The sequence below is a fragment of the Paenibacillus sp. LHD-38 genome (assembly GCF_031157315.1).
GTDB lineage: Bacteria > Bacillota > Bacilli > Paenibacillales > Paenibacillaceae > Pristimantibacillus.
In genome coordinates this window covers 21,045-42,370 of sequence record NZ_JAVIFU010000031.1, presented here as the reverse complement: position 1 = coordinate 42,370, position 21,326 = coordinate 21,045, and the positions used below count along the sequence as shown (strand labels likewise).

General features: G+C 48.7%; 16 protein-coding genes. 3 read left to right on the top strand and 13 right to left on the bottom strand.

Annotated features, from left to right (window positions below; translation table 11 throughout):
* Window positions 1–190: 190 nt before the first annotated feature.
* The 7 genes from RCO25_RS22965 to RCO25_RS22935 form a co-directional block, all read right to left on the bottom strand.
* On the bottom strand, window positions 191–1,747 hold the full coding sequence (locus RCO25_RS22965) for a response regulator transcription factor (protein WP_308998455.1): 1,557 nt from the start codon (window positions 1,745–1,747) through the stop codon (window positions 191–193).
* Window positions 1,740–3,542 (bottom strand): sensor histidine kinase, encoded by a 1,803-nt coding sequence (locus RCO25_RS22960; RefSeq protein WP_374992151.1) that lies wholly within the window; start codon window positions 3,540–3,542, stop codon window positions 1,740–1,742. Before RCO25_RS22960 ends, RCO25_RS22965 begins: the two co-directional genes overlap by 8 nt.
* A gap of 176 nt (window positions 3,543–3,718) precedes the next feature.
* The gene (locus RCO25_RS22955; RefSeq protein ID WP_308998454.1) at window positions 3,719–4,066 is read right to left on the bottom strand and encodes a hypothetical protein; all 348 of its coding nucleotides are present in this window, start codon (window positions 4,064–4,066) and stop codon (window positions 3,719–3,721) included.
* A gap of 352 nt (window positions 4,067–4,418) precedes the next feature.
* The gene (locus tag RCO25_RS22950; RefSeq protein WP_308998453.1) at window positions 4,419–7,247 is read right to left on the bottom strand and encodes a glycoside hydrolase family 3 C-terminal domain-containing protein; all 2,829 of its coding nucleotides are present in this window, start codon (window positions 7,245–7,247) and stop codon (window positions 4,419–4,421) included.
* 5 nt (window positions 7,248–7,252) lie between these two features.
* Window positions 7,253–9,637, bottom strand: a complete 2,385-nt coding sequence (locus RCO25_RS22945) for a glycoside hydrolase family 95 protein (RefSeq protein WP_308998452.1) — start codon at window positions 9,635–9,637, stop codon at window positions 7,253–7,255.
* Between the two features lie 359 nt (window positions 9,638–9,996).
* Entirely contained in the window at window positions 9,997–10,833 is an 837-nt protein-coding gene (locus RCO25_RS22940) for a sugar phosphate isomerase/epimerase family protein (RefSeq protein WP_308998451.1), read from the bottom strand.
* A gap of 30 nt (window positions 10,834–10,863) precedes the next feature.
* On the bottom strand, window positions 10,864–11,946 hold the full coding sequence (locus tag RCO25_RS22935; RefSeq protein WP_308998450.1) for a Gfo/Idh/MocA family protein: 1,083 nt from the start codon (window positions 11,944–11,946) through the stop codon (window positions 10,864–10,866).
* A 158-nt stretch (window positions 11,947–12,104) separates the two neighbouring features.
* Here RCO25_RS22935 and RCO25_RS22930 point away from each other — a divergent pair, with 158 nt between their 5' ends.
* Complete coding sequence (locus RCO25_RS22930; RefSeq protein WP_308998449.1) at window positions 12,105–12,986, top strand: AraC family transcriptional regulator; 882 nt, start codon at window positions 12,105–12,107, stop codon at window positions 12,984–12,986.
* A gap of 357 nt (window positions 12,987–13,343) precedes the next feature.
* Here the strand turns inward: RCO25_RS22930 and RCO25_RS22925 are convergent, their stop codons facing one another.
* Entirely contained in the window at window positions 13,344–14,405 is a 1,062-nt protein-coding gene (locus RCO25_RS22925; RefSeq protein ID WP_308998488.1) for an MFS transporter, read from the bottom strand.
* 60 nt (window positions 14,406–14,465) lie between these two features.
* Between RCO25_RS22925 and RCO25_RS22920 the strand changes: the two genes are divergently transcribed.
* The gene (locus RCO25_RS22920; RefSeq protein WP_308998448.1) at window positions 14,466–15,095 is read left to right on the top strand and encodes a GntR family transcriptional regulator; all 630 of its coding nucleotides are present in this window, start codon (window positions 14,466–14,468) and stop codon (window positions 15,093–15,095) included.
* Window positions 15,096–15,376: 281 nt separating this feature from the next.
* On the opposite strand, the gene RCO25_RS22915 is transcribed toward RCO25_RS22920, so the two are convergent.
* From RCO25_RS22915 to fabF, 3 genes are all read right to left on the bottom strand, one after another.
* Window positions 15,377–16,207 carry a uroporphyrinogen-III synthase gene (locus RCO25_RS22915; RefSeq protein ID WP_308998447.1) on the bottom strand — a complete coding sequence of 277 codons (831 nt, stop codon included), beginning with the start codon at window positions 16,205–16,207 and terminating at the stop codon, window positions 15,377–15,379.
* 94 nt (window positions 16,208–16,301) lie between these two features.
* On the bottom strand, window positions 16,302–17,381 hold the full coding sequence (locus tag RCO25_RS22910) for an AI-2E family transporter (RefSeq protein ID WP_308998446.1): 1,080 nt from the start codon (window positions 17,379–17,381) through the stop codon (window positions 16,302–16,304).
* Window positions 17,382–17,542: 161 nt separating this feature from the next.
* A complete protein-coding gene (gene fabF, locus RCO25_RS22905) occupies window positions 17,543–18,790 on the bottom strand; it encodes a beta-ketoacyl-ACP synthase II (protein ID WP_308998445.1) in 1,248 nt (415 codons plus the stop codon).
* 127 nt (window positions 18,791–18,917) lie between these two features.
* Between fabF and RCO25_RS22900 the strand changes: the two genes are divergently transcribed.
* Window positions 18,918–19,760: a helix-turn-helix transcriptional regulator gene (locus RCO25_RS22900; protein ID WP_308998487.1), complete on the top strand. Its 843-nt coding sequence runs from the start codon at window positions 18,918–18,920 to the stop codon at window positions 19,758–19,760.
* Window positions 19,761–19,799: 39 nt separating this feature from the next.
* On the opposite strand, the gene RCO25_RS22895 is transcribed toward RCO25_RS22900, so the two are convergent.
* Entirely contained in the window at window positions 19,800–20,396 is a 597-nt protein-coding gene (locus tag RCO25_RS22895; protein WP_308998444.1) for an ABC transporter ATP-binding protein, read from the bottom strand.
* On the bottom strand, window positions 20,386–21,309 hold the full coding sequence (locus tag RCO25_RS22890; protein WP_308998443.1) for an oligopeptide/dipeptide ABC transporter ATP-binding protein: 924 nt from the start codon (window positions 21,307–21,309) through the stop codon (window positions 20,386–20,388). Before RCO25_RS22890 ends, RCO25_RS22895 begins: the two co-directional genes overlap by 11 nt.
* Window positions 21,310–21,326 lie beyond the last annotated feature (17 nt).

The following is a 21,326-nucleotide window of genomic DNA, read 5'->3' as shown; positions in this document are numbered from 1 at the left end:
GATGAGGGCCGCTCTCTTACACCCGGTAAATTAGTTCTAAAATCATATCAAAATACGCACTTTCAAGCGCTTTCATAACCACTGGTTACATTTAAGCGCATAAAAAAACGCCTATATCACTGGCTGCTTCAAGAGCACGGCGATATAGGCGTTATTTGATTATATCAATCATTCGGTTACGGTTCCACTGCTATTCAGAGACCGATTTGCCCGAGATACTCTTGAAAGAAGAAGGAGAAACGCCTTTATACTTTTTGAATTTGCTATGGAAATAATCGACATTCGCATAGCCGACACGTTCTGAAACTTGATGCACTTTAAGCCCTTCCTGCAAAAGCTCGATCGCGTGCTGAATGCGCACTTGATCCAAATACGTATTGAAATGCTCACCGGTATAGTTTTTGAACATTTTACCCAGATACCCGCTGTTGTAATTGAATAGGTCAGCAAGCGTCTCCAGTTTAATATTCTCGCTATAGTGGCGTTCAATAAAATCCGTCATTTGCTTCATGACAGACAAGCTGTCGGATTTCCCGATTTTCACCGTCAGATCCGACAAACGCTGCTGCAGCTGTACGATCATTTCTTGATAATGATGGGCGAGATACAGCGCGGTAATCATCGATAGATCCTCCTGTACCGAAACCAGGGGATTCGATGTCGTTGCTTTATTCAGCACAATCGTGAGCAGCTGCGCCCAGCTAGACTTGACGAATTGCTCCGCGGTATCGTGCGCGCAAATATGATCTGACGCCTCTTGAATCGCCTTGTCTACGCCATCCTTGCTTCCGATATCAATCATGTAGTAGAGCTTCTGAGCAAGAGTCTCTATTGACAGCTCCTCTTCCTGCTTGGGCGCCAATGGTCTAGCTTCTCCGGATACAGCGGCCAAATGAATATGCTGTCCCTGCAGCATGAAACGCTGTTTAAGCAAGCCTCTAACCGACTGAACAGAGAGCAGGAGCTCTTTCGGTTCGCGGACCGGTTCACTGGCAACCGCTACAAATCTTACCTTCGTTCCGCAGCACTCTTCAATCCAAAGCTTCATTTGCTCCTGCGAGCCATTTTGCAGCAAATAGTCCTTCAACAATATGCCGACATACGGCTCTGCCGAGAAAGCCCATCCGATCTGCTTTTGCGTTACGATATCCGTCAGCTTTTTCTTAAGCGTAGCATTCATCGTGAGAGAATGCTCCCTGCTGTAAAGCTCTATTAGCAGCAGCTGATAATATTTCGCCGGCTCCCCTAATAAGGATTTCAGGTCTTGACTCCCGGCCAAATCCGGATCGAGCTTCCCGGCTGCCAGCTGCTGCAGCATTTCTTCCCGTAAGAGCACGTTCGTCTGCTCCGTATTCTGCTGCTGCTCGGATTTACTTTTGAGCTGGCCCGCTATCCGATCAACATAGCTCTCCAGTTCGTCCTCATCAATCGGCTTCAAAATATATCCGTCCACATTATGCGCAATCGCCTGCTTTGCATAATCGAATTCCGCATAACCGCTCAATATTAAGAAATGACAGACGCTGTCTGTTTTTCTTATTTCCTCTATCGCTTGAAGCCCGTCCATACCGGGCATCCGAATATCTATTAGTATCAAATCAGGAGCGAGCGCTGCATGCTTTTCAACCGCCTCACGGCCGTTAGATGCAATTCCCACAACCGTGAACCCGTATTTGTTCCAGTCAACCAAGGTTTGCAGCCCTTCTCGAATCATTGGCTCATCGTCGACAATCATTACTTTATGCAAAAGGATGACCCCCTATCGGAATTTCAAAAGTAATTCGCGTTCCGGCGCCCGGCTCGCTCCTCAGCGTCAAGCCATTGCCGTCTCCATAAGTCATAACGAGCCGTTGATGTACATTTCGCAGCCCAATACGGTATTCTTCCTCTTCTTCCATATCGTATAGCGCGGTATTGATTTGATTGATTTTGTCTTCGCTGATACCAACTCCGTTATCGGAAACCTCTACGCGAAGCATTCGATCGCTCACTTTCGCCGTTACCGAAACGAAACCGCCCTCCGCAATATTTTCCAGGCCATGCACCACAGCATTCTCAATAAGCGGCTGTATGATAAGCGGAGGAATTTCGATCTCTTGGCCAGACGGATCTACATCGATATGAAAGGTTAAACGGTCATTCCCATATCTGAATTTTTGGATTTCCAAATAACAGCGTACGATTTCAAGCTCTTCCTTCAAAGCAATTTTCCTCGTGCCGATCTCTAAATTTCGTCGGATCATCTTGCCCAGCATGCGAACGATTGAGGATATCTCAGTCTCGCCCTTTATATGCGCCTTCATACGAATCGATTCAAGCGCATTGAACAAGAAATGCGGATTGATTTGGCTGGCCATCATCTTGAGCTTAATCTCTTTTTGCCTAAGTTGGAGCTGGGCTTGCTGCTTATGTGACTCCGTAACCTCATCCATCAAGCCCCGGATACTGACCACCATGTTATTGAACTGCTTGGAAAGGATACCGATCTCGTCATTTCCTGTCACGTGAGAAATAACATTCAGATCACCCATCGCTACTTTGTTTAAATCCTTGTTCAACACAAGCATCCGTTTTGCCAATATGGTTGAAAAAATATAAATCAGAACAAACGCAATGACCAAACTTAGCATAATGATACCGAAGCCAAGCAAGCTGATGCGATTAGCCCCGCTTACGATACTGTCAATTGTAAATACAGAAACGATTTTCAGGCCGTTATGGCTGGATTCGGGAAGCAGATCCTCGATAACGATTTTGGACGGCTTGCCATCGTATTTAAATTCGTAGGTCCCCTCCGCTTTATCCGTTAATTGACTGGCAAAGTCCAGTTCATCGATATTCTTGCCGACCCACTTGGGGTTTTTTGCCGCAATCATATAGCCGTTGTCATCAATGATCATCGTATCAAAGGGCTCTTGGCTGATCATCGCGTTCAGTTCGTCTTGATTAACGCCAATAACGAGGACGCCGCTTGTCCGATAGGTAGGAAACGTGATTTTTCTAATGAGACTTAAATAATGGCGGTTATCTTTCGTTTCATCGGCGATATATGCCCAATGAATGCCATCCTGTTCCATGGCTGATTTATACCAAGACTGTTCCTTTGTCGACTCCGTAAGCTTCAGAAACTCCCAATTGTCTAAAATCGTCATGTTCGTCGTATAGAAGCGAATGTTATAAATCTCACTGTACAAATGGATATAGTCGCGAAAATCACGATAATCCCAAAAGGCCTTTACGACATCAAAGGTGGAGCTGTATTGTGTATTGACGACATTCGTTAACCGGCTGTCGACAAGCAGCTTATCCGAAATTTCGATCGGCATTCGAATGATATCAAGCGTTTGCTTCTTAATTCGTTCCACGTTATTCGTAATCTGCTGGGTCGCTTGATCAAGCACATTTTGGCGAAAAGCTACCGTTAGAAAAATCCCGACAATCAGCACAGGCACGAATACGACGAGGATAAAAGAGAAAATCAGCTTGTTTTTGATTCGAATATTGTTCATTTTAAGTGCCAGCGCTCTGATGCTCATCATCATATAGGCTGCTCCTCCTTCTCAAAGGAAAGCGTTTACTTTTATACGCGTAATTTGAAGCATCCTATATTATAAAGCGGATATAGACGCATTCATACATGACTTATTCGTTATTTTATCATATAAAAATTAGACATTGTTTTTTGAATTATTATTTTATAAAGAAAAAACCGCTCTGATTAGAGCGGAATACGATAGGACGAATGCTGTTCAACGATATGCTCGCCTTTATTGTAAACCCATTTAAAAACAAAATCATCGCCTAAATAGTTTGTTCTGGCGCGAATATCCGGTAGAATCACCGTTTGGAAATTTTCCAATATGATCTGCTGAAGCGAATCCAGACGTTCCCTATTCTGCTCTTGCAGCGTTTCCGCCTCCTCGGTTGATTGCGCGGTTTGCATGAAGTAAGCCAAAGCAACCTCACTGTCGCTGATTCCTTCATGAAACGGAACCCCCGAGCCTCGGAATATTTCCTTTACCGTATCGATCCAATCCTGATATAAGTTGATTTCCATCCCATTCATAAATAAGTTAAGCTCCTCTGCCGATGTTAAATACTCTTTTCAAGGATAAAGAAGGCTTCGCGAAAAAGCAACCGCAGTCACAAGTGAAAATGGCTGACGCCGTCCTTGGCGGCAAAATCCCGTTTCGCAGGGAAATATTAGCATCGTATACGGATACAATTTATACTTTCTTATTTTCCAAGCGTAAACGGCTGTCGCCTTCCTCTGTGGCAAAAGCATTCGTTTCGCGGAGATATATAAGCACATTTATATGTGAAAACATATAAATTCTTATATATCAAAAAAAACGGAGCTGTACCAGGCCTCTTTCGGCCTTTGGTACAGCTCCGCGCGTTGCTCGGTTCTTATTTGATTAATGGATGCGGAAGCTGCTAAGCTTCACACTTCCCTTTAACCCGACAACCAAATCTCCATCAGGTTTCGCGTCCGGCAGCTCAATTCGTACGTTTTGCCACTCTTGCTCTCCGCTGGCATCAACCGTGCTTGAGCCGATAACCGCCGAATCCGATCCGCCAATTCGAATCGAAAGCTCTCCGCCTTGTTCGCTGCCGCTAACGCGGGCCTCGAATACGGCGGAGCCGTTCGACCAATCCACGTCGGCGAATTTGATCCAGCCTTCAGCTTGCGACAACCGCACCGCCGTTCCGCCTTCCTTGCTCTCGACCAAATAAACATTTGCGTAATCATCATAATTTTCCGCGCGGGTTTGCATCGATAGATTGCGCGCAGGGATAATTTCGCCATCGATTCGGATAGAAGCGGAAGCTTTCACGTCAGCGGAGGAGCCTCCTGCGCTAAACGTATACTCTGCAGCTTCAAGGCAAAAGCGATCACGCGTTACATCCCAGAGAGCAAGCTCTTCAGCCGGTACGACAAGCTCAACATCCTTCGTCTCGCCCGGCTGCAGTGTAATGCGCGTAAAGCCGACCAGCTTCTTCAGTGGACGCTGGGCTCTGGAGCCTTCCGTACGAACATACAGTTGAACAACCTCGTCGGCTTTCATGTCGGACGTATTCGTCACTTGAAGGCGAACCGTCACGCTACCGTCAATAGCTGCCGCGTCATTTGTAATTTCCAGCGGACTATACCGGAAGGAACCGTAGCTGAGTCCATAACCGAACGGATATAGAGGCTCTCCGTCGAAATACAAATACGTCCTTTTGCCCTTCAAAATGTCATAGTCCATCAGATCCGTAAGCTGCTCCTCTGATTTGTACCAGGTCATATTTAAGCGTCCTGCTGGGGAGTAATCGCCAAATAGTACGTCTGCGATCGCGTTACCCAGTTCTTGTCCCGCATGAGACAGATAAATAATCGCTGGAATTTGTGCATTAACCGCATTCAGCGTAAACGGATAGCTGCCGATGACGACAACGACTGTATTCGGATTCGTTGCGTATACAGCGCTGATCAATTCGTTTTGAGATGCGGCAAGATCAAGGCTTGGACGGTCAATTTCTTCCTTGCCGTTAATCAGCGGATTATTGCCCACGACAACGATTGCCGTTTCCGCAGCTTTAGCTGCCGCTACCGCTTCAGCGATTCCTTCCGCAATCACATCCTTTGTGAATAGCTCGTTTACGCCGATCTCTGCTGACTCCGTGACTTGAAGCGAATCTGCGCCAGCGTTAGGAGCCGTAACCAGCTTACCGTTCCAAGTGCGGATCGCAAATTGATGATTGGATTGCTCATCCAGCTTGAATACTTCCTTCACATACCATCCGAACGCTTCGCTTGCTGCCGCAGCGATATTCACATCATCAGCGCTCGTAAGCAGCTTGCCAGTCGTTTTGCTCTCTAGCGTGTAGCTGCCCCAGCCCCAATCGGATACCTCGAACGTTTCGCCAGCCGCAGCCGAATCGCTTGCTTGCAGACGGCTTTCGTTGTCAGCTGAAGCGCTAAGCACTTTGCCGTTTGCCGCTGATTTCAACACAACGCGGTCATTTCCGCTGCTATAAGTGACCGTTTTGCCGGCCAGCTTGCTTTGGATACCTTCAAGCGGCGTAACTTTATACGGCAGGGAACCGGAATACCAGTCGCGGTATACAACATCGGCAAGCGGTCCGATAACGGCTACATGATTGAGCTTTTCTTTGTCCAAAGGCAATGTCTTGTTATCATTTTTCAGCAATACGATGGACTCTCGGGCAGCCTGCAGCGACAGCTGGCCATGCTCAGGCGCGCAAAGCTTCGATTCCGGCATATCCGCATAAGGATTCTGCTCGGCTGGATCGAATTCGCCGAGGCGGAAACGAACGCGGAATGTATTGATGAGCGCTTTGTCCAAATCCTGCTCCGTCAGCAGTCCGTCAGCTAAAGCCTCACGAATAGCGGCGCATGATTTTTCCTTGTCATCAGTAATGCTGTCGATTCCCGCTTTGATGGAATGCGCAACTGCATCTTTATAGGAATCATAATAGTTATGATCATTGACGATCCCGAGAAGATCGCCGGCATCGCTAACGATAAAGCCGTTCATGCCCCACTCTTCTTTAACCACTTTGTTTACGTCCTCATGCAAAATCGTCGGCGTACCGTTAACCGAATTGTACGAGGTCATCATGGAATGCGCGCCGCCCTTAACGAAGGCCGGCTTAAACGCCGCTTGATAATATTCCTTCATATTGCGCGGATCGATGCTCGCCGAGCAGCTGCCGCGATTAATTTCGTTATTATTGCCGATAAAATGCTTCAGGGTGGCTACCGCTTTGAAATAAAGCGGATGATCTCCTTGAATGCCTTGCACGAGCGATGCCGTCAGCTCTCCCGTCAGCTTTGGATCCTCTCCATAAGCTTCCTCCGTCCGTCCCCAGCGCGGATCACGCTCCATATCTACAGTCGGAGCCCAAAGGGTCAAACCGTTAATGGCAGGGTTGCGCTGAAAGTAGACGCGAGCCTCATCCCCAATGACAGAACCCACTTCTTTGAGAAGCACGGGATTCCAAGTACAACCCAGGCCGATCGGCTGCGGAAAAGTAGTCGCTTCACCAAGCCAAGCCATTCCGTGTGCCGCTTCAGTTCCGTGCTTGTACGGCTTTACCCCTAAGCGTTCGATTTCAGGCTGATACTGCACCATGGAATCAATTTTCTCTTCGAGCGTGAACCGGGAAACGAGGTCCGTTACCCGTTCTTCCAGCGGAAGCTCGGTATTTTGAAATGGAAAATGCGTATTCGTTGTCATTATGGTTACTCCCCTTCTTTAGGTGCAATTATGATGCTATACCATTCGTTTTTAATGGTCTTGAATGCCTTCGATGCGTCTATGAAGATGCCATCAGAAGCCTGAATTCGGATAGAATCCTTGGATTGAAGTCTGCATACCGCTCCATGGGTGGAGTAAATTCGGCCTCCCGCCAGCTTTCCGCCAATCCATTCGATATCGACGACAAAGCCGCCTCTTGCCTTGAGGCCTTTAACATAACCGTCCGGCCAAGCTGCAGGCAGCGCCGGCAGAAGCGCGATGCCATCCAAATGACTTTGCAGCAGCAGCTCGGCTATGCCAGCCGTACCGCCAAAGTTGCCGTCAATTTGAAACGGCGGATGATCATCGAATAAATTCGGGTGCGTTGATCGCGCAAGCAGTGTATGGATAAAGCGATACGAGGACTCTGAGTCCTTGAGTCGCGCGTATAGGTTAATGAGCCACGCACAGCTCCAGCCTGTATGGCCGCCCCCGCTCCTGATGCGGCTCTCCAAGGATAGCCTGCTTGCTTCGACCAGCTCTGGCGCAGCCTCCGAATTGATCGTTGTTCCCGGATATAAACCGTACAGATGAGAAACATGGCGATGTCCTGGCTCATGCTCTTCGAAATGCTCATGCCATTCCTGCAATAAACCGCATGGCGCAATTTGCAGCGGAGGAAGCTTGCGCCTTGCCTCTTCTAACCGCTGAGCAAACGAATCATCCTGCTGCAGCAGCCCCGCCGCGATTAGGCAATGATCGAACAGCTCACCGATTAAGGTAATATCCATGGCAGACGATTCCGCTACGCTGCTCACCTCGCCCTGCGCGGTCAAAAACTTGTTCTCCGGCGAAGTGGAAGGTGCCGTCATCAGCAGCCCGTCTTCGTTCTCCTGCAGCCAATCCAAACAAAATAGCGCCGCTCCCTTCATTAGGGGATAAGCTTTCTCCCGCAAAAAGGCTTCATCCGGGTTGTATAAATAATGCTCCCACAAATGCTGAGTCAGCCAAACTCCGCCCAGCGGCCAGAAGGCCCAGCTCGGATGTCCCGCGGTCGGTGTCGATGTCCGCCAAAGATCTACATTGTGATGCGCTACCCATCCCGCGCTGTTGTAATGAATGGCTGCCGTGCGTGCGCCCGACTCGCTAAGCTCCTCTATAAGCTGAAACAATGGCTCATGGCATTCGCTCAAGTTAGCCAGCTCGGCTGGCCAGTAATTCATTTGCGTATTTATATTTGTTGTATAGTCGCTGTTCCAAGGCGGTTGAACACGGTCATTCCATATCCCCTGCAAATTAGCAGGCTGTGTCCCGGGACGGGAGCTTGCCATAAGCAAATATCGGCCATATTGGAAATACAAAGCTTCCAACTGGGGATCCTGCTCGCCTCTCTTATACGCCTCCAGACGCTCGTCGGTCGGTAATAGCGCGTTCGGCGTTTGTCCTAAATCGATGCTCACCCGCTGAAATAATTGGCGGTGATCCCGAGTATGCCGTTCTCTCAGCTGCTCATAGCCAAGTGATAAAGCTGCCGCGAGCAAATGGTTATTTCTTTCGCTTAGCTCAGCCTCGCTCTTGAAAGGTTGTTGATCAAATTTCTCGAAGCTGGTCGCGGCACTGAGCAGAAAGGTAGCCGTACGGGCGCCATGAATCGTTAGCTCGTTATCATTGCTTATCGATACATGACCGCCGTCAACAACCACTTGAAGCTTAGCCTGAAAAGTAATGGCGCGATTATCCTCATACTGCACGGCTCTTGGATGATCTCCCATATAATTGTCTGCTACATGGCTCGGACAGCGTCCATGCAGCACGATTGCCACGCCATCGGCAGATGAAAGAGCAAACTGCACCGGTGCTTGCAGCGAAGCCGTGAGCTCCAGACATTGATCGCCACTCGCTTCATATCTTGCGCATATCACTTGATCGACCGCGCTTACGAATATCTCTCGCATAAATTCCGTTTGCCCGACTTGAAACCGCGTAGAAGCGATCCCTGAATCAATATCAAGCCTGCGGACATAGTCTTCCGGCCGACTATTATTCGCAGAAAAATGCTGCACTACGTACCAGTCGCCCATAGGCTGGTAGGATTCCGTGTTCGTCCCTAACATTTTTGCTTCTACAAGCTGTTCTGCTTCAACAAATCGTTTTTCCTTGATTAGTTCGCGCGAACGCTTTAAATAGCGCAATACCTCGTAATTGTTCGTATCGCGCGGAAAGCCTGACCACAACGTATCTTCATTTAATTGAACGCGTTCCTTATCTACGCCGCCAAATACCATGCCGCCCATTCGGCCATTGCCGATCGGCAGCGCTTCTTCCCAGCGGGAAGCCGGCTGCTTATACCAAAGGTTCAACGGATGTACCTGCTCTGACCCATAGCCCATATTGTTGGTCTCCTGTTATCTCTCGTTTTATGATCATAAAAAAACGGTTATTATCCATCATAACGGAATATACCTCTCGTACAGTACCCATCAGATTTCGTAAAAATTCATATGAAAATTAGCGCTTGCATGCGGCAAGCACTTCAATTAAATGACGGCTGCCGTTACGAATGAGGCAGAACAAGCGTAAACGGCTGTCGCCGTCCTCAATGGCAAAAGCTATCGTTTCGCGGAGATATATAAGCACATTTATAAGTGAAAACTTATAAATTCTTATATATAAACAAAAAATCGTTGTAAGCACCTGCCGATGCCTACAACGATTTCGCACAATAAGAGTGAACCTAGCTTTTTAAAATTTACAAGCCTGCTGCTCCAAATACCTTATCAAATCCTGCTTTAGAGCGCTGAACAAGCTCCTCTGGTGACTGTGTTGGCGCTTCTGCCGTCAAAATCTCCTGCGATACGGTTCCTTTGTAGCCGATTTTCGCAAGTGACTTCAGAAAACCAGCCAAATCAATAACACCTTCACCTGGATAAATCCGGCCATTATCAAGTGCTTCCTCAACAGGAACGTTTGGCGCATCATTAATATGCACATGGACGATTTGATCGGCGCGAAGCGCTTCGATATCCGCAGTGGTCAACTCATTCGTATACCAATGATAAGCATCAAACAACAATCCGACATTACTCTCGCCAATCGCGTCGATCCACTCCAGCGTCTCCTCAAGCGTCCATATAAACGGGTTCGCCCAGCGAGTACGCAAATGATGCGGGCCAACGAATTCAAGACCAAGTCGAATTCCGTAAGCGCCTAATATTTGCGCACAGGTACGCAATCTGCGCGTGGCAAGCGCCATGAAACGCGCGGCTTTCAAATCCGTTGACGGCAGGATATAGGTACAGCAGCTTGTGCAGCCAAGAGCCGCTGCTGCCGAAGCAGCACTTGCCAACTTTTCTAAACCCTCAAGAAAAGCCTCTTCTGTCGTTCTCCATTCCACAGGCAATCCGATCGATCCAATCACCAAGCCATTGCTCGCCAGAAGGTCTCGTGCTTTCTCCACTCCATGACGTTCGATAAGCGATCCGGCATCTAAATCTACGGCTTGGAAGCCGTATGCTCCAGCAAGCTCGATGAGGCGCTCATCGCTTTCAATACGTCCAAGCCCTGCGCCTGTTAACCCTCTCAACATGTAAAAACCTCCTCATTTTCATCTATGATATTATTTATTTAAATTCCAATCCAGTTTCACTTCATTGCCCGTGCGGGATGATTCGTAAATGGCATCCAGCACCAGGTTGTTCGTAAAGCCTGAAAGCACAGAAGTAATCGGCTGTTTGCCTTCACGGATGCATGCCAAGAAGTGACGGCTTAGACGTGCGCGTTCTCCTTCGTCATTGTCCGATTTGCTCAGCACGCTTTCAATGGGACGATCGAACTTTTCAGTAAGCAGCTTGCCTTCGGAACCGCGGTAGCTGGCTCCGCCCTCTGAACCCATCACGTGTATGAACGGGGAATTGTCCGTATCCATGTGGACCGCCCAGCTCACTTCCAGCGAAAGCGTACTGCCGTCTTCCATTTTAATCAATGCCATTGCCAAATCCTCTACGTCATAAGTTCCGTCCCAATCCGGCGTTCCCCATGTTCCGATCCCTTTGCGGCTTGGGCCGAACTCTGCATAGGTAGAGCCATAAACCGAAACTGGCTTCGGATTGCCCATTAAGTATAACGCAAGGTCAAGCATATGAACGCCGATATCGATTAGCGGACCGCCGCCGGATTGATCCATTTGGGTAAACCATGTGCCCCAGCCCGGAATGCCTTTGCGGCGGAACCAACCTGTTTTCGCCGAATAGATTTTACCTAGCTCGCCCCGATCAATTTGCTCTTTAATTTGCATCGCGACAGATTCCCAGCGCATTTGATGAGCAACCATAACGATGCGGTCCGATGCTTCGCTTGCGTTTAAAATTTGACGCGCTGCATCGCTGTTGATGCCCATCGGCTTCTCCAACAGCACATGTTTGCCAGCCGCTAGCGCTTGTACAGCCAGCGGTGCATGAAATTGGTTAGGTACGCCAATAATGATGGCATCGATATCCGACCGCCCGATCAGTTCATCATTTGAAGCGATTACATTTTCAATGCCGAACTGCTTCGCCATCTTCTCTGCGCGCGACAAATCCAGGTCGGTTACCGCCGTAATAACACAATCGTCACCAAGCTTCGAAAATTCGCCTGCATGGACATTGCCGATATTACCCGCGCCGATAATGCCTATTCTCGTTTTATTTTCAGTAGTCATTAGAATTCCTCCTGCGATTTTTTATAAGGCAAAGCTCGTTTTATAAGCATTCATTTTGCTAACGCTTGATCTCGTTATTTATGTTAGAATAAACGGGATTAGAAATCGTGCTTGTTTTTCGTTAAATGTCTCAGTTTTTCGGAGGATTTGAATCATTCATGACTTACATACCTGATTATCTGAAAACGTATCCAAATATGAATACCTCATCGCCTCTCCATATCAGCATGAACCGCCTCTATCACGGCTTTCGTCCGCATCGTCATGATTTTTTGGAATTTTCGTATGTAGCCGACGGCAGAGGCTCCGAATCCATCAACGATGCCCGGCATCAAATGCTGCCAGGCACGTTTACATTCGTATTGCCCTACCAGGTGCATGAGCTGTTTACGGAGCCCGGAAGCACCTTGGTTTTGTATAACTGTATGTTCAGCATGGATCTATTAATGGAGCCAGGGCAGGAAGAGGGCCTTATGGATCTGATTGATCAGAACACGCTGCCTCCATTCGTACAGCTAAGCGGCGCTGACAATGAACGGATGAAACAGCTGATTGAGGAGATGTTCCAAGAGTATAAGGGGAAAGAGCCTTGGCGGCGCACGATGCTGCAAGTGAAGTTAAAAGAGATATTGGTTTGCTTTGACCGTTATCGCCGCAAGGCAGCGCCTTCAACGGCCGTCTCCAAGCTCGCTTCGCGGTCTAGCGCCTCCATATGGCCAATCATCCATTACATTCATCGCCATTACCAGGACGAGCTTGCTCTGTCTGATCTTGCAAGCCGCTTTTCCCTCAGCGTTTCCCGGATCAGCGAGGTGATTAAGCAGACAACCGGACAAACCTTCGTACATTTCCTGCATGATTTGCGCTTGCGCCATGCGTGCAGCCTGCTTGTATCTACGGATATGAGTGTCGCCGAAATTGCGCTCGAAGTCGGCTACGGATCCTATAAAACGTTTTCGCGTATTTTTCGCGAGACGAAGGGTGTTGTTCCAAAGGATTACCGTAAAATGAAGCTTAGTCAAGAAACGCGTGGCCAATAATAATGGCTTTCTTCCATAAGCAAGGGCTGCCTCCAGCAGATTATTCTACTCACGAGGCAGCCCTTGCGCTGTTATGTGTTTATTCGAAAATAGACAAAACCACGAATAAAATGGCTAGCAATGCATAAATGACAAGCGATACCACCATTAAAGTCCGCTTACTCACAGCGCTACTCCCCTTCCAGCACCGATTAGGCTATACACCATTATAGTATGTGTGCGGGGACAACGCGGAAATTGTCCTAGTGAGAAAATCGTCCTCGAATACGTTTCGATTAAAATGCTGCCTCGCCTTTCCTTCTTATCCTTATGCTTCCAGCCAATTCCAAATGCCTTACTTCCCTTTTACCACTTGGCCTAATTGCTTGCAGCAGCCTTCCGATCGGAAGGCAGCAGGATCGTCAGCATACCAAGCAGCGGCAAATACGAAGTGCATCTTAAAACAAACTCGATGCCCATGGCATCCGCTAAGTTGCCGAGGATAGCCGAGCCTATGCCGGCAAGACCAAACGCCATTCCGAAGAACACACCCGAGACAAGTCCAATCCTACCCGGCAGCAGCTCGTTCGCATAAACCAATATGACGGAAAATGCAGATGCCAATATAAGTCCCGTGAAGAAAATTAAGATGACCGAAAAGGTTAGATTCGCATAGGGCAGCAGCAGGGCAAACGGTGCCGTTCCTAAAATAGAAAACCAAATTAAGCTGCGTCTGCTGAATTTATCAGCGAGCACTCCCCCTAGCAATAAACCAATGACATTCGCAGCAAGAAAAACAAACAGCACCATTTGCGCATGACTGACGGAGAGACCAAAATGATCGATCGCGTAAAAGGAATAATAGCTGCTGATTGCGGCGATGTACACATTTTTAGAAAAAACAAGAATCATTAGAATCGTAATAGCAAAAATGACCTTACCTGTCGATACGTTCAATTTCGAGGCTGGCTTAGCTGCGTTTTTTTGATGAATGGCAGGCACAAGCGCAAGCTGCTTCCCATACCATTTTGCAACATTGAATTGAATTACAATGCCGATCGTAACGACGAGAGCGAACCAGATAACCCCCTGTTGACCCGTATGCACGAACAGCACTGCAGTCATAATGGGAGCCAGCGACTGTCCAATGTTTCCGCCAAATTGAAAAATCGACTGCCCCGTACCTTTTTTCGCCCCTGAAGCCAAATAGGAGACGCGCGCGGAGGCCGGGTGGAAAACCGCTGAACCGACGCCGATCAGCATGACGGCTGCCATCACCATCCAGAAATGCGTCGCATAGGACAACGCCGCCACGCCCCCCATCGTAAACAACATTCCGATTGGGAGCAGCATCGGCTTCGGATGTGAATCGGATAATATGCCGATGACGGGCTGAAGCATGGCCGCCGTAATATTGATCATTAACGAGATCAGTCCGATTTGGGCGTAGGTGAGCGATAACGAATCTTTTAGGATTGGAAATAATGCCGGGACAACCGATTGAATCGTACCTTAAGCCAGCTGCAAAAATGGATTATAGATGGCACGCTCCAGCCTGGGGAGAAGCTAAACGATACCGAGCTGTCCGAGGCGCTTGGCGTAAGCCGCACCCCAGTAAGAGAAGCCTTTCAATTACTCGAGGTTCAAGGGCTGATCCAAACTTTTCCCGGCAAGGAAACGCGCGTCACGACGCTGGAGAAGGAAGATATCATAAAGCTGTACGCGCCCCTTACCGCACTTCAGGCACTAGCAGCCGAGCTCGCGGTCCAAAACATCCAACAGGAGCATATCGATCAGCTTCGCGCAATCAATGCAAGCTTCAACGAGTATGTTAACGATGAGCAGCTCTATGAAGCGATGGAATATGATGAAGAATTTCATCAAACGATTTTACATATCGCAAATAACCAACATATCTTATCCTTTTGCTCCGCCCTGCAAATGCATATTAGAAGGTATAAATATATCTTTATCAAACGGCCGAATTGGGAGTCGCAAGCCGCCGTGGATGATCATGAAGCCATTATAAAAGCGCTGGAAGCACGCGATGCGGAAGCAGCCGCGCGTTTAATGAAGCATAATCTCGAAAGACCGCTCGAACATTTGGATAAATTGCTTCACTCGCTTTAAAGCTTACGCTCAAACTTCATAAATAAAAGGGATCAAGCAAATGCAGCCGGCGCTTGATCCCTTTTTTCATCGCTGTCGCGGCGATTCTTAACCTTCCGTAACGCACAAGCGTAAACGGCTGTCGCCGTCCTCTGTGGCAAAAGCAGTCGTTTCGCGGAGATATATAAGCACATTTATATGTGAAAACATATAAATTCTTATATATAAATAAAAGGGCGATACCGCTCCCGGCGTAAACACCGGAAACAATATCGCCTTCTGAAACTAATATTTGGTTAGGACTAAGCTTCGTTGCTATCTTCACGCTCATAATAACGGACAATCTCGATGATCAAAGCGCCCATTCTTTCGATTTCCGGTACAACCATTCGTGTCACGCCATATTCTTTCAGTGCTTCAGCCGTTACTTTACCTACCGCCGCAGCAACAACCTGCTGCTCAAAGCATTCTAAGAGCTGCTCCTTGCGGCCTTGCGCGATCGCATGTCTGAACAAATAATGCACCTGAACCGCAGTTGTAAAGCAAACCGTATCAACGGCCGCTTCCATTAGCTCCTCCATAAGCATTGCCAAAGTAGCATCTGCAGGCGGAACATGTCTATACGGCAGCACCGACTCAACATGAGCCGCGCCCTTATTTTCGAGAAAGCGGACCAGCTCCGGCGCTGGTTCTCCATGAAGCTGAATCCATACGCTCTGTCCTTCAAAATCAAAAGACGCAAGGTTTTCTATGAGCCCCTGCATTGTTCCGTCATCATCACTGACGACCGCCTTTAGCTCATTCCGCTTCAAAAACGCAGAGGTTTTGTAGCCTCTTGCCGCGATCTTTGCATTAGAAAGCCGATCAATCACATCTTGCCCAATCCCAAGCTTACCAGCTGCGGTGACTAAGCTTTCCGATCCCATTCCCGTCGTTAAAATAACCCAGTCCGATCCCTGCTCTGCGAACCTGCGCAGCGGTTCTTCCAGCTGTTCCTCTTCAAACATCGTTAATCCCTGCAATGAGCGAATGATTGGAACTCCGCCCTGCTTCTCTATGATCAAGCCCATTTCATCCGTTTTCCGTGATCCGGCAATGACGACTCGTTTTCCCTGTAATCCGTTAATCCCCATATTATTCAAGCCACCGTACTTTCGGTAAATTAGCCTTAGCCGAGGTCATTATACCAAATGGAGCTGTAATGCGCATCTTTTTGTCAGATCTATGTCAGGCATTTTCCCATTGCTGTTTAAAAAAAAGCTCATACACTCTGCAATATACAATTTTTAGGATCATGTAGACCGGAATAATCAGCAAAATACCAAGAATGCCAGCAATGTCTCCACCCACCAGCACTAAAATGATCGTCGTCATGGGATGGATATCAAGCTGCTTGCCGAAGACATAAGGCGCAACGAGGTTGTCTTGAATCTGCTGGGCTACCGTAATGATAACAATCGACCAGATGGCGATAGTCGGGGATTCGATGAAACCAATAATTACGATCGGCACGGAAGATAGGAATGAACCGATAAAAGGAATAAAGTTCAGAATGACAGCCACAACCGTCAGCAAAAGCGCATAGGGCAGATCGATGATAAGGAAGCCTACATACATGAAAACGCCAAGCGCCAGATTCACGATTACGCGGCCGACAATAAAGCTGCTCAGCATATGATCGATATCCTCCATCACTTCCGTTCCGTCCTTGCGGAACCTCTTGGGAATGAAGCTGACGATTTGTTCTCCGAACTTCCCTCCTTCCTTCAGCATGTAAAACAAAAGGATCGGGAAGGTAATAAGCACTATCGCAAAATTAGAGAAGAACGATAGCATGCCGGAGAAATAATCCGTTAACAGCGTAAAGCCTTTATTCAAATACTCTGTCAGCTTGGACAGCGGATTTGAATTCTCTGGCAGGAAAGAAGAAATAAAGCCGTTATGTTCAAGCTCTGCCACCTGCTCGCTTAAGGAAGTGAACAGCGTTGGCGCATTTTCGACCAAATTAAGCAACTGCGTGCGAAGCGATGGCCAAACGCCAAGGCTGAAGACGACCATGATGGCGGTGAAAGCCAAATAAATGAATAGAATGGCGAATGTCCGATTGACCTTGCGGCGTTCCATGAGATTTACGATTGGACGCAGCAGGTAATAGAAAAACCCTGCTAACATAAGCGGTACGATAATCATGCTGAAAAGCGAAAGCACTGGTTTGAAAATAAAATCGACACGCGAACCCAAATAAATAATGATCAGTATTAAAATGATGGAAACACACCATCTAATAAATCGATTATGCCTGGCCATACGTACACCTTCTTCTCTAAGTTACTTCCCTTTTACCCATTGCAACTGCCACTGAAACGATTCTGTAATCCGTCTTCCAAGTGCACACAAAAAAACAGATCTTCGAGGGACTTCTTCTCCCTGCGAAGATCTGCTATTTTAGCTTAAAATATTTGGACCCGTTACTCTTTATCCGCAGCATATTTCTTCAAAATAATAACCGCGTTATGACCGCCGAAGCCAAAGGAATTGGACATCCCGATTTCAATATCCACCTTACGCGCCTCGTTTGGCACGTAATCGAGATCGCAAACGGAATCAGGCTCCTCCAGGTTGATGGTCGGCGGGATCACGCCCTCCTGTATGCTCTTCACTAAAGCGATGGCTTCCACTCCGCCCGCAGCCCCGAGCATATGTCCTGTCATCGACTTGTTCGCAGTCACAGGAATGCGATAGGCTTGCTCGCCGAACAGTTTTTTGATCGCCGCAGTCTCCGAGCGGTCTCCGATTTCCGTGCTGGTGGCATGCGCGCTGATCACATCAATCTGGTCAGGCGCTAGGCCCGCTTCTCGCAAAGCATGCTTCATTGCTTGGTAAGCACCAATGCCCTCCGGATGTGTGGCTACCATATGATAAGCATCTGAGCTGGCGCCGTAGCCGATGACCTCTGCATGAATACGAGCGCCTCTGCACTGCGCATGCGATAAAGACTCCAGCACAAGTATGCCGGCACCTTCAGCCATCACAAAGCCGTCGCGACCGGCATCGAAGGGCCGGCTTGCCTGCTCTGGCTCCTCGTTTCGGGTCGAAATGGATGTAGCGTTGCCGAAGCTTGCCAGTGATATATCTGTAATTGCCGCTTCCGCGCCACCTGCGATAACCACATCCGCGCTGCCTGAACGTATGAGGCGCCAGGCTTCCCCGATTGCAGTATTCCCGATGGAGCAAGCCGTAACAGGCGACATAGAAGGACCCTGCGTGCCGAAGCGAATGCTGATCATTGCTGCGGCCATGTTTGCGATCATCATCGGGACAAGGGTTGGACTCACCCGGTCAGGTCCTCTCTCGTGCAGGACCTCGGCTTGACCGAGCAAGGTTTGAATGCCGCCGATGCCAGAGCCTACATAAACGCCTACGCGTTCACGATCCGTATCGTCCATTGACAGTGATGCATCCTCTAGTGCCTGTTCCGCCGCCGCAATCGCAAACTGGCTGAACCGATCCATGCGGCGGGCTTCCTTCCGTCCAAATCGCACCTCTGCATCAAAATCCCGCACAAGGCCTCCGATTTTCGATTTATGCTTACTGGTATCGAAAGAATCGATTGATGATATACCAGATCTCCCGTTTACTAATCCGTTCCAAAATTGTTCCACGCTGTTCCCAAGCGGCGATATGACGCCCATCCCTGTAATTACGACTCGTTCCATCGTGAACCCTCCTTCGCAAACTCCTTTATGAATTGTAGTTTGTCATAGAAGTTATCCTATTACAAGTTGTAGTTTATTATAGTATAATGAGTACCACGATAATGGAAGAAAAGGGATGATAGAAATGATTAACCAAGAAACAAGATTACAGGCTCTCTCTTCATTCTTAAAATCAAAACGGGCCAAAATCTCTCCCGAAGCCGCGGGATTCCCTCCCGGTGCCCGGCGAAGGACACCTGGCTTACGCAGAGAAGAGGTTGCGCAGCTTGCCGGTGTAAGTCCGACCTGGTATACATGGCTTGAGCAGGGCAGAGATATTAAAGTATCCGGCTCCGTTCTCGATTGCGTGGCTGCGGCGCTGCAAATGAATGACGACGAGCGAAAATATTTATATGCACTTGCCTTGGGGTCCGGTCACATCAATCATATGATTGACGAGGAGCATTCGGAAATTACGCCATCACTCAAGCGAATCCTGCAGGAGCTGCGTTTTTGTCCCACGATCATATCCGATCGCCGCTGCCAAATTGTCGGATGGAATGCAGCAGCCTCGCATGTGTTTATGGATTTCGAACAAATACCTGCCGAACAGCGAAATATGATCCAGCTGTTGTTCACGCGCAAAGAGTTTCGCAGGCTTGCTGGAAATTGGGAGCATTTTGTAGGCGGCTATCTGGCTATCTTTCGCGCCTATTACGGCCAATATGTGCAAGATGATTGGTATGAGCGGTTTATTGAGGAAATGAAGGGCAGCCATCCGGAGTTTCAGTACCTTTGGGAGCAAAGCCAGGTCAGCTCAGCTCCAGATGTACTGCTTGAATTTCGGCATGCGAAGGTAGGGAAAATGTTATTTCATCTGACTTCTTTTCAAGTGCAGGGACCCTCCGATTTGAGATGCAGCGTATATACGCCGGCGCCTGAGTCCTCAACCGAGTCTAAGCTGCGCCGGCTGATGGAAAAACAAGACTAACGAAACGGTTTGATTTTGATGCAAAATGGTACGGGACATTTATCCGAATGGAACTGTGCGGTCGCATATTTTGTTCACGAGCGCATGATCATGACTGATGACCAGCAAACCGATTTGCCTGGCCGCTGCGATATCCAGCACGGTATGCCAGATTTGAGCCTGCGTAATCGCATCCAGCATCGTCGTCATTTCATCCGCGATCAGAAATTTGGTGCCCGGCCCCAGCGCCCTGGCTATACAGCATCGCTGCAGCTCACCCCCAGACAATTCGTTCGGATAACGCTGCAGAAAGTCTTCTCTGATCCCTAGCGCCTCAAGCAGCGGAGCATCCGGAGACCAGCCTTCTGACAACGTTTTAGCCATTCGCCACCTTGGGTTGACCGCGCGCTCCGGATGCTGGAATATCATTTGAACCGGATCATAACCGCTATTGTGTTTGTTTCGGCCCGCTACGATTACCTCGCCCGCGATTGGCTTTGCATAACCTGCGAGCAGTCGTCCCAATGATGTTTTCCCGCTTCCGCTCGGCCCGATAAGTCCGACGGTTTCGCCCGGCTGCACCGAAATGTTAAAGTCGGTAAACAGCCATGGACCGCTCTCGTATCGCCAGCCTAGATTCCTGCCCTCAAGTTGCATGTATGCACCTCACGATTCCGCCCCGGATGGAACGAGGCTCCGGCCGCATCGTCCCGCATTGTTCCCCAGCCGAAGGACAGCGATCAACAAAGTGGCAGCCTTGCTGACCAAGGCTTCTTGCCGGCTGCGATCCGGGCAGCGGAACAAATCCGTTTTGCGGCAGCGCGCGCCATAACGCTTGGCTGTATGGATGCCGCAGCCTCTCGCCGTTACCCGCAAAATCGCTGGCAGGAGCGAGCTCGACCGACATGCCCGCATAAAAAACGGCGACCTTATCCGCTATACGTACAGCCGCCTCAATATCATGCGTAATCAACAATACGGCGCAGCCTCCCTCTGCCAGCTGCTTGAATTGCTTCAACGCTTCCTCAACATCGCCCGGATGCATGCCCGGTGTCGGTTCATCGGCAATAATCAGCCTAGAACGGCCAAGTGCGGCCGTCGATACAAGCACCTTGCGGGCCATGCCGCCCGAGAGCTGGAACGGAAAAAGCCGTTCTACATGCTTCCCCAAATGAAATCGCTCGAATAAGCTTTTACGCTCAATATGCTGCTCCAATCCGTCCTCCCTCGTCCGAAGCTGCTTGCCAACTCGCATGAGCGGATTCAAATAGCTGACGGATTGCGGAACAAAGGCGATTTCTTTACCTCGGTAGCGTCTTAGCCTTGCTTCGTCAAGCGGCGCTCCGCCGTATGAGATGCTTCCGGACATAACGACATTTGGAGGAAGAATACCCATGATCGCATGCGCGAGCAGGCTTTTACCCGATCCGCTTGCTCCGACGAGAGCAACGATTTCTCCTTCGTGTATCGCAAAATCCAGCTCTTCGATGACATTGACCGGCTCCTGCCTGCTTCCCTTCGTATATTGCATGAACGAGATCGATAGTTTATTTACCTCTAACAGCGGCACGGGTTTTCCTCCTTTCT